Raw genomic sequence first — 10,987 nt, 5'->3', positions numbered from 1 at the left:
TTCCTGGTTTCCTCTTACTCTTCAGCCGGAACAGGAATGTACACCATTTTCAGGGGGATCATTTTTCGATACTTTACACTGAGCTGATCGTAATATTTCAAGACTAGGTCCACAAGTTCTGTGCCATTGATTCCACGAATGATAGGGGTATTTTCCAGATATTTCTGCGCGTTTTTTGTATAGTTGGATAGTGTCACAAACAGGCCATAATCTCCTTCACGCATAGCGCCTTTTAAGGACTGGATGGTAGTCTCTTTAATATCTCCATCCTGGCTTTTGACCTGGACAACAATGCGGGGCGGTAGCTCATCTTTATAGGCGGTAATGTCGATGCCACTATCCCCACCATGCGGAGACAGAATCGTGCGGTAACCCATGGCCTGCAAAAGATTTGCGACAAACGGCTCCAGATCATAGCCTTTCAGATTTTTGCTCAGCTCTTTTAAAATAAAATCTCGGGTAGCCTCGATAATTTCATCCGCCGTTTGTGCCACTGTCTCATCGGTATCCGGCTCCATGATATTACCTTTGAAGTCTTTATCTAGCGCCTTCAAATACTCATCCGCGTAGTTCTTCACCAAGAAAAAAGTCAATGCCGATCCTACTTCATGCAGAGCCCCTTGCGAAAAAGCCGTACGAGGCAGATGTTTGAGCCACTTTACTTTCCGACGATTGTGATACTGTGCAGCTGTACTATCATAAAAATAGGCGCTCTCAACGATTCCAATATTGATTTTACGGTCGATCTTAGATGGGAACACGACATAATCGCCTTCTCGCACTTCATGAACAAACCGGTACAGCATTCCAGCACTTGTGGCAATCGAACCTTTTTTAGCGTCCGGATAGGTCGCAATATATTTTTCTTTGTAGGCATCACGAGATGCACTTATGACCGACAAGTCGCCCATCTCTTCCCAGCCAATTGCAATTAGATTCTGATGCAAAAAAAGGGGATCGTCCATCGTATGAATTCCCCAAACTGTTTTGTTTGCTGCTGCCATCACAGCCACACTCCTATCCAATCTTTCGCAGCTTTTCAGCTGCAAAGGTCTTGTGTCCCGAAAGTTACCTTCAAATATCAAACCACTTTGTCAAAATTCATGCTTATTTTTCTTCCGGAACAAACTCCAGAATATCGTCCACGCCACACTCCATCACGCGACAAATCTTCTCGATGCTTTCGATGGAAACATACTCGTTGCGCTTTAGGCGGGTGATAATATTGGCACTAAAACCGGCCTTCTCTTTTAGCTGTGCATTGCTTATCTTTTTATCAATCATCAGGTGGAATAAGCGGTCATAACAAATCGCCATTTTAGTCCCTCCAAAGCAAGAAATGCTTGGATTTATTTTATCACACTTTCGTGAAAAACTCAACTTTATGTCGAATCATTATGCTTTATCACTGTTATGAAAAGAGAGCCTTTCTTTACTCGCCTTTTTGCATACTCCACCAGCTCCCGTGCATTACTGGCAGGGTGCCACGCATAGGCAATGAGGTAGTCTACATGATCCACAACATAGCGGTTTGCTCTCACGATTGCGATCTTGCGCGGAACGCTTTCCATCCCTGGTGGATAGAATGTTCCATCAAATCCATCGGGTGTTGGGATGGGCCGCTCTGCCGGATGATATGACAATAGCAAAGTGAGCTTCACTTCTGGGTAGAAACGCTTTGCTTCTTTGACTGCTGACGCTGCAAGACGGTCAAATCCGCCGTAGTGGCCAACGATAAATTCTGTAACGCCATATTCCAAAATGTGCTGCTCCACAACCGCATACAATGCCGGATAAATTTCTTCCGATGCTTCCCGGTGTCCGATAAAGAAACAGCTTTTTCCGCCCAAAGTTTTTCCTCCTTTATAGTTGTGTTTGTCGTTAAAATTATACGATATAAATGATTAAATCACAACGATTTATCAAAGTATAATTTACGAAGAACACAAGTAAAGGAGTGATGCAGGTGAAGGATATTCTCTCGGTTATAACCGCGTATCGAGAGGAGCGGGGCTGGACAGAGTATCAGCTTGCAGAACGCTCCGGTTTGCCGCAATCCACGATCTCCTCATGGTATCGCAAGAATATGGTTCCGACCATTCCATCCCTGGAGAAAATCTGTACAGCCTTTGGCATTACGCTATCTCAACTGTTTGCCGAAGAAGATGCACCGGTTTCCTTAACTGAGGCGCAGAAAAAGCTTCTGGAACGCTGGTCAAGACTAAGTGAAGAACAGCAGGCTGTTGTATTTGCTTTGATTGATAAGATGTAAAAAATCCGTCAGAGGCGCACCCTTTAGAGTGCTGCTTCTGGCGGATTTTCTTTGCCATCAATCTAACGGAGTTTTCTTTGTTACTGCTTTTAGATACAATTCAGGGTCCCCATTCAAAATCAGTTCGGCATAGGACAGCGGATCATTATAGATCAGCCAGTCCAGTTCTGACCGCTGGTACATACTGTTCGCTACCTCGTTCTCCACGGCGGTACAGTCGATGGACAACAGGGTTCCATCTTCCATGCACAGCTCCACGCAGGCAGTGTCCGGGTTGAACTCACAGGACAAAATCTTTCTCATACTCGTTACCTCCCAATACTTGAATTTCAGTTGATTTTCCGCAGCGGCACAAGGGCCGTTTCGGTTGTTTTAGATACAGGCAAGCAATGCGTGTGGATAGCCACACACAAATCCGGCAAGCAATGCGAGTGTTAATACACACTCACATTTCCTGCCTTCTGCTTGTTGAGGGCAACGCCCCCAAGCCCCTTCTGAACACAGAATTTCATTCTGTGGCTGCGCGTTCTCCGAACGCTTTTTGCCCCTGTACCCGGTGCCCTGTTTCGGGGCATAGGGTGTCGTGAATCGCGACATCCTCTGATACTTTTAGGGTGTCCTAAAATGGGGCATCCTCCTTGAAGATGGGGTGGCAAAATACCACCCCATCTTTTTCTTTCCGCGACGGTGGCGACGGTCGCAACGGTGCTGGGAGCACCCCTCAAAACACCGTCGCGACCGTTGCGAGCGTCGCGCTTTACCCGATTACTTCAAACGCAGGTGCTTCCACCACCATGTAAGTCAGCCGGATACGCCGCCCAGTGTGCTTGGTTTTGTTCTCGTACTTTACCTGATGTTCTTCCAGCAGACGGCTGGCATTCACATTCAGATGCTTGGTGAGCCGATTTACCGCCATATCTGTTTGAATTGCCTGGGCCAGCTCGGTGGGACTGCCTTCCCATTCCCGATTCTCAGCAGACACGATCTTCGCTACGGCTTCCAGCACTGGGTCCAGAGGCTGTTTCCAAAGCTCATTCTCTGCATGGTCGAGGTCCCACACCAGGCTCTCTTGGTCCTTGCTCAGATACAGCCGCTGATCCGGCTGGTCTCTGCCTACCACCTCCAGAGTGGCCTTGCTATCCGTTCGCTTCTCCTTCTGCATCAGGAGCGCCCCATCCGCACAGCCCAGCAAGCCGGTTGTACCAGAAATCATCTTAAAGCTGTCTCCCGCAGGCTGCTTTCTGGTGTGGTGGACGATCAGGATGCAGACACCATATCGGTCAGCAAATTGCTTCAGCTTGCCGATTACCTCATAGTCGCTGGAGTAGCTGTAACTATCGCTCACCGCCTCCCGGACCTTTTGCAAGGTATCCACGATAATCAGTCTGGTGTCACTGTGCTCCCGGACAAACTTTTCCAGCTGTTCATCCAGACCACCACCAATCATCTTAGCATTGGTGGCAAAGTGGAGGGAGCTTGTCCCCTCCAATCCGAACATTCGGAACATCCGGCGCTGCAAACGGCTCTCGTCATCTTCCAAAGCAAGATAAAGGACGGTTCCCTGGTGGACTTTGTAGCCCCACAGGTCTTGCCCGGTACTGACATGGTGGGCGATTTGCGCCACCAGGAAGGACTTGCCGATTTTCGGCGCTCCGGCAAGGATGTACGCTCCTGCATAGAGCAGGTTCTCAATCACCGCAGACTTGCCCTCGAACACATTGTCCATCAGCTCGTCCAAGGTTACAGTATGCAGGTAAGCCGGGTCGCTCATGCGGCGCATCTTCCGGTAAAGTTCCTCCAAATCTCTTTCTGGGGAATTGCTTTTTTCGTCCGGGTCTGGTATAGTGGTCTTGGAATTTTGAGAGATTGACTGCCCATCATCTGCGCCAACAGATGAGCCCTGGGCGGTCATTTTCTTTTTATCATCGGTCATAGGCAAAATCCTCCTGCATCCCGTTCATAATGGTGGCAATCATCTGGATGGTGTCCAGCAGCTCATCGTTTACGCCCTGCCCGGACTCGATCCGGCGCAGCTCATCCAGCACAGCGGCCAGCTGGTCCCGTAGCGCCTTGTAGACCCTGGGGTTTCCCTGGACCACCACATTCCGGCAAAGGAGCCGCCGGATGATGTAATCCTGCTTGGTCAGGCCGGTGAGCTTCACCGCCGTCTCGATCTGGGCGTCCTCCTCCGGGGAGACCCGGAAAGCCACGGTCTTGTTCCTCCAACGGTTGTGCTTGTCCAAATTCTTTGCTGACATTTTTAATTGCCCCTTTCCATGTTCAGTTTATCCGCCATTTCCGCCTGCTTGGACGGAAACAGGTGTGCGTAGTTATAGGTGATGTCGATGCTTTCATGGCCTACCCGGTCTGCGATGGCCGTGGCAGAGAACCCCATGTCGATTAGAAGTGACACTGCGCTGTGACGAATATCGTGGATTCTGATACGCGGTACTCCCGCTTCTTTGGCTCCCCGGTCCATCTCCCTATGGAGATAACTCTTGGTGACGGTGAACATCCGGTCATCCGGCCCGATGCCGTAAAGCATTTTGATGTAATCCTGGATTTCCTCGGACAGAAACTGAGGCATGGTAATAATCCGATTGCTCTTTTCCGTCTTTGGAGTGGTAATCAGGTCCTCGCCGTTCAGCCGCTGATAGGACTTGTTGATGGACACGGTGCGCTTCTCAAAGTCAAAGTCCGCCGGGGTCAGGGCCAGCAGCTCCCCCTCTCGGATACCGCACCAGTAGAGCATCTCAAAGGCATAGAAGGACAACGGCTTGTCCATCATCACCTCGGCAAATTTCAGGTACTGCTCCTTGGTCCAGAACATCATCTCGCGGTTTTTCTTTTTGCCCATGCTGCCCGCCTTCTTGCAGGGATTCTCCCGGAGGTTGTAGTACCGAACCGCGTGGTTGAAGATGGCACTGAGCTGATTGTGGACCGTTTTCAGGTACACCGGCGAGTAGGGCTTGCCGTTCTCGTCCTTATGGTTCAGCATCTCGTTCTGCCAGGTAATGATCTGCTGGGCGGTGATGTTACACATTTTCAGCCTGCCGAAGTAGGGCAGCAGCTTAGTACGGATGATGTGGTCCTTGGTAGCCCAGGTGTTCTCCTTGAGCCGGGTTTTCATATCCGCCGTGTAGAGGTCCACGAAACTCTTGAAGGTCATGTCCAGATCAGCGCTGGTCTTGTTGAGCTGTTCCCGCTCCCAGGCCTGCGCCTCCCGCTTGGTCTTGAAGCCCCGCTTCTGGGTCTGCTTGCGCTCACCGTTCCAGTCCGTGTAGCGGTAGACCGCCCGCCAAGTGTTGGTCTTTTCTTCTTTGTAGACCGCCATGATTAGCCCTCCTTTCCCGTCTTGCCATAGCAAAACTTCTCCATGAAAAAGTTCCGATTGACCCGCCCGGAGATGGTCAGATATCCCTTGTCCCGGAGTTCAGCGTTAAGCTTGTGGATCACCTTGTAGGCGTGGGACTTGGAGATGCCCAGCTCCTGGGCCACTTCCTCCACGCGCATAAAGTTTTGTGCCTGCATTGAAAATACCTCCCTTTCTTCTTTGATGGCTGCTGCGGATGGATATTGTGTTCCATAAATGCCTCCTCACTTTCGTCCGCCACTTTTTCCCGGATGTATAACCAGGGCTTGCGACAGTTCTTTTTTATTTATTGATTCTAAGCTATTATGCTTAGTCTATTGTCATTATACTAAGCATAATAGCTTGTGTCAATCGTAGTACGGAAAATAAATTAAATAAAATTGTTTAGTATTCTCTTGACTTTACTAAGCATTTCTGCTACGCTTTTCCTAAGGACAACCAACGATTGGAGTTGATGATATGGCGATTGGCGAACGGATTCATTTTTTTCGTCTCATGCGGGGGATGACGCAGAAATATCTCGGTATGGCGCTGGGCTTCCCGGAGAAGTCCGCTGATGTGCGCCTGGCGCAGTATGAAACAGGATCAAGAACCCCAAAGGCAGACCTGACTGCTGCCCTAGCCCAGGTACTGGATGTCTCTCCCCATGCGCTCTCCGTCCCGGACATAGACTCCTATGTGGGGCTGATGCACACCCTGTTTACCCTGGAGGATAACTACGGGCTCAAGATCAGCGAGATGGATGGAGAAGTCTGTTTGAAGGTGGATGTGCGGAAGAACAAGGATGCCGCCCGGCTACATGAGATGCTCTGTTCCTGGCAGCAAGCCGCCGCCATGCTGGAGGCGGGCGAAATCACCAAAGAGGATTACGACAAGTGGCGCTACCACTACCCGGAGTTTGACAAGACCAAGTGCTGGGCGAAGGTGCCTTTGCAGGAACTCAGCGATATTCGGATGGAATCTTTGAAAACTGATATCCACGAATGAAAGAATAGGTGCGGATATGAATAAAAAAATATACATTTGGACAATCATAATTTCACTATTGCTTCTAATTCCAGCTTGTATTTGGGATCATAATATTTTGACAATTATATCTGGCATCGGCTGTAGTGGTATTGCAGCTGCAATTATGGCCGTTTTTCTTGAATCGGCGGCTTTAAAGAAAGAAAAGGAAAGAAAAATAAAAGCAAGAGCCATATATTTTAGGGAAGTTAAAGACCAACTAAAAATGATGATTGAACGTATTCTTTGGTTTGACCAAAGGCTAAATGATGACTTTGATTGGAGCCAAGACCCAGCGGTCTACTCATCCTTTCAATACATGATCTATGCCGGTCAACAGTATCCAGGTAAAGAAAAAATCTCATTTGAAGAAGCCGAAGAAAGATTAAAGGCTTTGCAAGATAAATACTCTCTTGAACAACAATCGAAAATGCAGCCAGAACAACTTCAAAAAGTTCAAAAAATGTTTTTGATTTTGTCTGCAAGTGGACTGACGCTACTTTCAGAAGCAAATTCAATTAAAGAACGCAGAATAGAACTTGATGCAGAAGATTACTTGTCACTCAAAGAAATTGAGAGTATGTGTTTCCAAATATCCTTGGGAGTATCTCTAATGTGCAAGCCTAATAAGAACTATGGTGTAGCAATATCCTCATTGGTATCAGCCTATAAGACGATTAGTAAGACAGGGAATTATACCGATGAAATTAATGTGGGATTACACGGAACGATAAAAATGAGTGAAATATAAAAGCAAAAGAGAGCTAACTGACTAATCAAAATCAGTTAGCTCTCTTTTCATGAATAATGAAAAAGTGTTGCCAAATCGTTGCCACGGAGGGCCTTAACCCTTCAAAAACCCAGTCATATCAGGCTTTTCCGGGTCTCTGAAATCATTCCCACTCGGCAAATTCAGATATAGTAGGGTGTATTTGAGGTGATTTCGCAGGAAAAACTTTCGCAAATATGTTAATATTCCACCTGCTATTTTCGGCTGTAAAGTTTATTAGTATCAAAATAGTATCACAAAAGGCTGGGAAATACAACAGAATTATGTGGAGCTCTACATAATTCCGGCACGGACGGACGCTGTCAGGCACAGCGGATAACAGCCTTGCAAGAGGCGTTGTACCTGCGCTGGATATATTCTTGATAGGCTTTCTGGTCTGTCATGGAAATTCCCCCTCTCTGAATAATAGTGCGGGGCGGCAGCACTCCTTGCTGTCGCTCCTTGACTGCCTAACTGCGAAACCGGGCGGGGCTGTCAACGGTGGGCGAAGCCCGTTCATCTTGACCGCCCGCTGGCTCGGCTGGCTTTGCTATTTACCCGACAAACTTGAATTTATTGTAAGGTATCACGTTTTACCTTCTTAAGCCTTACTATCATTACCATAGGAATTTCTTTGTTGGTTTTGAAACATTCTTCATAAAATCCATCAATGACAAATCCAGCTCTAAAACAAAGGTTAAAAATATCTTGTATGGAACGATGATAATAAATCTGCTCTTTCGGTTGCCCTTCAATCGCTATATCATAGTAACTGTGCGGTGTCATATATTTTTCAGTCAACGTGACAAAACAAGGGTGTTGCGTTGCAAAGACAAAAATTCCGCTTTCCTGCAACAGTTCATAAACAGCCATAAGAAGTGGTTCAATATCCGTAATATCCATAATTGCCATATTAGAAACTGCTTTCGTAAAGGCTCGATTTCTTTTTAATTCTAATATACTTTTTCTATTGGTCGCATCCGCCACACAAAATTCAATTTGTTTTGCATATTGTGATTGCCGTCTTTTAGCCAATTCTATCATTTTTTTGCTGTAATCAAAAGCGACAACCGAAGCGCCTCTTTGTGCAAGATACGAAGAATAATTTCCATTGCCACACGCAATATCCAAAATATAATCCGCAGGATTAGGAGATAGAAGTTCCGTTACTTTGGGACGCACTACCTCTCTGTGAAATTCATTAGATTCGTCACCCATTGCATTATCCCAAAATTGTGCGTTCTCCTCCCAGATTTTTTTACTTTCCTCTGTTCCCATGTTCTCTCCCACTCCCAAAATTTGCTTTTTTGCTTCCATTAAATCTTCCTTACGATATTCCATTGTTACCCTCCATAACTTCTGATTGTTGCCGTCTTGACGATTATGTATCTTTACATTACCTTCTGAAACATATGGCGCACCTTGTCCAGGCGGTTGTTTGGACGGCGGGGCTGGATGACCGGCTGGCCGACAGCGGCCTGATACCCTTTTAGCTCTGTAAGGCATACGCTCTGCCCGTTGGTGTAAAAGGCCAGATCAGTACGGTATGCCTGTATACAGCGGGCGGGAATCTCGCCAGTAAAGACAACTTCATCCTTTTTTACCTGGGCCGTTTCGATGGTGGCACAGTATTTCGGTGCATCATGATAAGCCCTGGAAAGGTATTCCTGGGGCGCATAGAGGGTGAAGGAGAGATAAGGTTCCAGCAGCTGCGTCCCCGATTCCTTCAATGCCTGTTCCAATACAATCGGGGCCAATGAGCGGAAGTCCGCCGGCGTGCTGACTGGACTGTAATAAAGCCCGTATTCAAAGCAAATCTTACAGTCCGTTACGTTCCAGCCGAACAAGCCCTGCTCCAGCCCGTAACGGATACCATCCCTGACAGCGTTTTGAAAACTCTGGTTCAAGTATCCCAGCGAAACCCGGCTCTCGTATTGTACACCGGAGCCAAGCGGGAGTGGTGTAACAGACAGTCCGATGGATGCCCAAAACGGGTTGGGCGGCACCTCGATATGGATGGTGTGGCTGGCTGCTTTGAGCGGCCGCTCCATATAAATGACGGTGGGTTCCTTTACCACTGTTTCAAGCTTGTATTTTTCCGACAGCAAAGCGGAAACAACCTCCAACTGCACCCGGCCCAAAAAAGAAAGAATGATCTCATGGGTGATGGAATCCACCTCGCAGCGCAAAAGCGGGTCAGTATCCGCAAGTTGCGTAAGAGCGTCCAGCAGCCGTTCTCTTTGCGCTGCCGTTTTCGGCGCAATCGACGTCCGCAGCATGGGGAGGGGGTCCTCACGCCACCTTTTACGAGGGAGCCGGGTTGGGTCCCCTAATACATCGTTTAACCTCACGCTGTCGCTGGGAAGGATAACAATTTCACCCGGATAAGCGGTGTCTGTCCGAACAATTTCCCCTTTGGATGGAATACGCATCTCTGTGATTTTCAGCTTTTCTCTCCCGGCCAGGGCCACCGTATCCCGCAGGCGCAGCGTTCCGCTGTATAGCCGTAGATAGACACGCCGCTGGCCGCAATCTGTATACTCCACCTTGAAAACGCTGCCGCATAGGGCGGCGCTCCCCTGTTCCCCAATCGGTTGGAACAGTCCTGTCACCGCATCCATCAACGGTTGAATGCCAAGGCCCTTTTTGGCGCTGCCATGATAGACCGGAAACAGGGAGGCTTCTTGAACCCGCCGCTGTTCCTCCCGCGCAAGTTTTTCCTGGCTGATTGGTTCTCCTGCGATATACTTTTCCAATAATGCATCGTTATTTTCGATGACCGCATCCCATGCTTCTATGTCGGTATTTTCCTCCAGGACTATTTCCGGGGACAGCGACACCGTCTGCTTGATGATAATATCGGCGGAGAGCTTATCCCGAACAGACTGAACCACGCTCTGCAAATCAACGCCAGCCTGGTCGATCTTGTTGATAAAGATAACGGTGGGAATGTTCATTTTCCGCAGGGCATGGAACAGAATACGGGTCTGGGCCTGCACGCCATCTTTCGCGGAGATCACCAAGATGGCCCCATCTAAAACAGCCAAAGAGCGGTACACCTCCGCCAAAAAATCCATGTGGCCGGGCGTATCCACAATGTTAACTTTACATCTGTGCCACTGGAAGGAAGTGACTGCCGCTTGAATGGTAATCCCACGCTGCCGCTCCAAAAACAAGGTGTCCGTCCTCGTTGTCCCTTTTTCGACGCTCCCTGGTTCTGAAATGGCTCCACTGGCATATAGCAGACTCTCCGTCAAGGTCGTCTTTCCAGCGTCTACATGGGCAAGAATCCCGATATTGATAATGTTCATGTCTATCCTCCATACAAGGCCCGAATGGGCGCAAAAATCCCCAGCGGCTAATACTTTTACCGCTGGGGATCATGACTTCGGACACACAGAAACATACACGACTTACATAAGCCGCGGTCCGTCACGATATTTACTAAAAAGGCAAAAGTATTCTTAAAATTGGGTACAAAAACCAAGCCCCTGCAAGGGGCAATCATTTTTGCGCCCATTATCAAATTTTATTTAAGAATACCTTGCCGCATATTTGATAGACTCCT

The 10,987-nt window shown here is 48.1% G+C and carries 13 protein-coding genes and 1 pseudogene; 3 read left to right on the top strand and 11 right to left on the bottom strand.

What is annotated here, in order from left to right; all coding sequences use genetic code 11:
* Positions 1–14: 14 nt before the first annotated feature.
* From B5E42_RS03470 to B5E42_RS03460, 3 genes are all read right to left on the bottom strand, one after another.
* Positions 15–1,004 carry a restriction endonuclease gene (locus B5E42_RS03470; protein ID WP_087236771.1) on the bottom strand — a complete coding sequence of 330 codons (990 nt, stop codon included), beginning with the start codon at positions 1,002–1,004 and terminating at the stop codon, positions 15–17.
* 103 nt (positions 1,005–1,107) lie between these two features.
* The gene (locus B5E42_RS03465) at positions 1,108–1,317 is read right to left on the bottom strand and encodes a helix-turn-helix transcriptional regulator (protein ID WP_054338619.1); all 210 of its coding nucleotides are present in this window, start codon (positions 1,315–1,317) and stop codon (positions 1,108–1,110) included.
* Between the two features lie 65 nt (positions 1,318–1,382).
* The gene (locus B5E42_RS03460) at positions 1,383–1,850 is read right to left on the bottom strand and encodes a hypothetical protein (RefSeq protein ID WP_087236770.1); all 468 of its coding nucleotides are present in this window, start codon (positions 1,848–1,850) and stop codon (positions 1,383–1,385) included.
* A 116-nt stretch (positions 1,851–1,966) separates the two neighbouring features.
* Between B5E42_RS03460 and B5E42_RS03455 the strand changes: the two genes are divergently transcribed.
* Positions 1,967–2,272 (top strand): helix-turn-helix transcriptional regulator, encoded by a 306-nt coding sequence (locus tag B5E42_RS03455; protein ID WP_087340460.1) that lies wholly within the window; start codon positions 1,967–1,969, stop codon positions 2,270–2,272.
* A gap of 57 nt (positions 2,273–2,329) precedes the next feature.
* Here B5E42_RS03455 and B5E42_RS03450 read toward each other — a convergent pair whose 3' ends face one another.
* The 5 genes from B5E42_RS03450 to B5E42_RS03435 form a co-directional block, all read right to left on the bottom strand.
* Positions 2,330–2,575 (bottom strand): DUF6061 family protein, encoded by a 246-nt coding sequence (locus B5E42_RS03450; RefSeq protein ID WP_054338622.1) that lies wholly within the window; start codon positions 2,573–2,575, stop codon positions 2,330–2,332.
* A gap of 454 nt (positions 2,576–3,029) precedes the next feature.
* Entirely contained in the window at positions 3,030–4,205 is a 1,176-nt protein-coding gene (locus B5E42_RS03445) for an AAA family ATPase (RefSeq protein ID WP_087236769.1), read from the bottom strand.
* Positions 4,195–4,530 carry a hypothetical protein gene (locus B5E42_RS18650; protein WP_141242436.1) on the bottom strand — a complete coding sequence of 112 codons (336 nt, stop codon included), beginning with the start codon at positions 4,528–4,530 and terminating at the stop codon, positions 4,195–4,197. The genes B5E42_RS03445 and B5E42_RS18650 overlap by 11 nt, the downstream gene beginning before the upstream one ends.
* 2 nt (positions 4,531–4,532) lie before the next feature.
* Positions 4,533–5,606 (bottom strand): site-specific integrase, encoded by a 1,074-nt coding sequence (locus tag B5E42_RS03440; protein WP_141242435.1) that lies wholly within the window; start codon positions 5,604–5,606, stop codon positions 4,533–4,535.
* A 2-nt stretch (positions 5,607–5,608) separates the two neighbouring features.
* Positions 5,609–5,803: a helix-turn-helix domain-containing protein gene (locus B5E42_RS03435; protein ID WP_080907812.1), complete on the bottom strand. Its 195-nt coding sequence runs from the start codon at positions 5,801–5,803 to the stop codon at positions 5,609–5,611.
* 301 nt (positions 5,804–6,104) lie between these two features.
* On the opposite strand from B5E42_RS03435, the gene B5E42_RS03430 reads away from it, so the two are divergent.
* Both B5E42_RS03430 and B5E42_RS18645 read left to right on the top strand, forming a co-directional pair.
* Positions 6,105–6,632: a helix-turn-helix transcriptional regulator gene (locus tag B5E42_RS03430; RefSeq protein ID WP_087236768.1), complete on the top strand. Its 528-nt coding sequence runs from the start codon at positions 6,105–6,107 to the stop codon at positions 6,630–6,632.
* A gap of 16 nt (positions 6,633–6,648) precedes the next feature.
* Positions 6,649–7,401, top strand: coding sequence for a hypothetical protein (locus B5E42_RS18645; protein WP_141242434.1), 753 nt, complete (start codon positions 6,649–6,651; stop codon positions 7,399–7,401).
* A 344-nt stretch (positions 7,402–7,745) separates the two neighbouring features.
* Here the strand turns inward: B5E42_RS18645 and B5E42_RS19475 are convergent.
* The 3 genes and pseudogenes from B5E42_RS19475 to tet(W) form a co-directional block, all read right to left on the bottom strand.
* Positions 7,746–7,823: pseudogene (locus B5E42_RS19475) on the bottom strand (sigma-70 family RNA polymerase sigma factor); the annotation flags it as partial.
* Between the two features lie 169 nt (positions 7,824–7,992).
* Positions 7,993–8,760, bottom strand: coding sequence for a class I SAM-dependent methyltransferase (locus tag B5E42_RS03420; protein ID WP_004010385.1), 768 nt, complete (start codon positions 8,758–8,760; stop codon positions 7,993–7,995).
* Between the two features lie 50 nt (positions 8,761–8,810).
* A complete protein-coding gene (gene tet(W) / locus B5E42_RS03415; RefSeq protein ID WP_087236767.1) occupies positions 8,811–10,730 on the bottom strand; it encodes a tetracycline resistance ribosomal protection protein Tet(W) in 1,920 nt (639 codons plus the stop codon).
* Positions 10,731–10,987 lie beyond the last annotated feature (257 nt).

Origin of the sequence: Flavonifractor sp. An10 (assembly GCF_002161215.1) — a bacterium.
Taxonomy (GTDB): Bacteria; Bacillota; Clostridia; order Oscillospirales; family Oscillospiraceae; genus Flavonifractor; species Flavonifractor avistercoris.
This window is presented reverse-complemented; position numbering and strand designations above follow the sequence as displayed.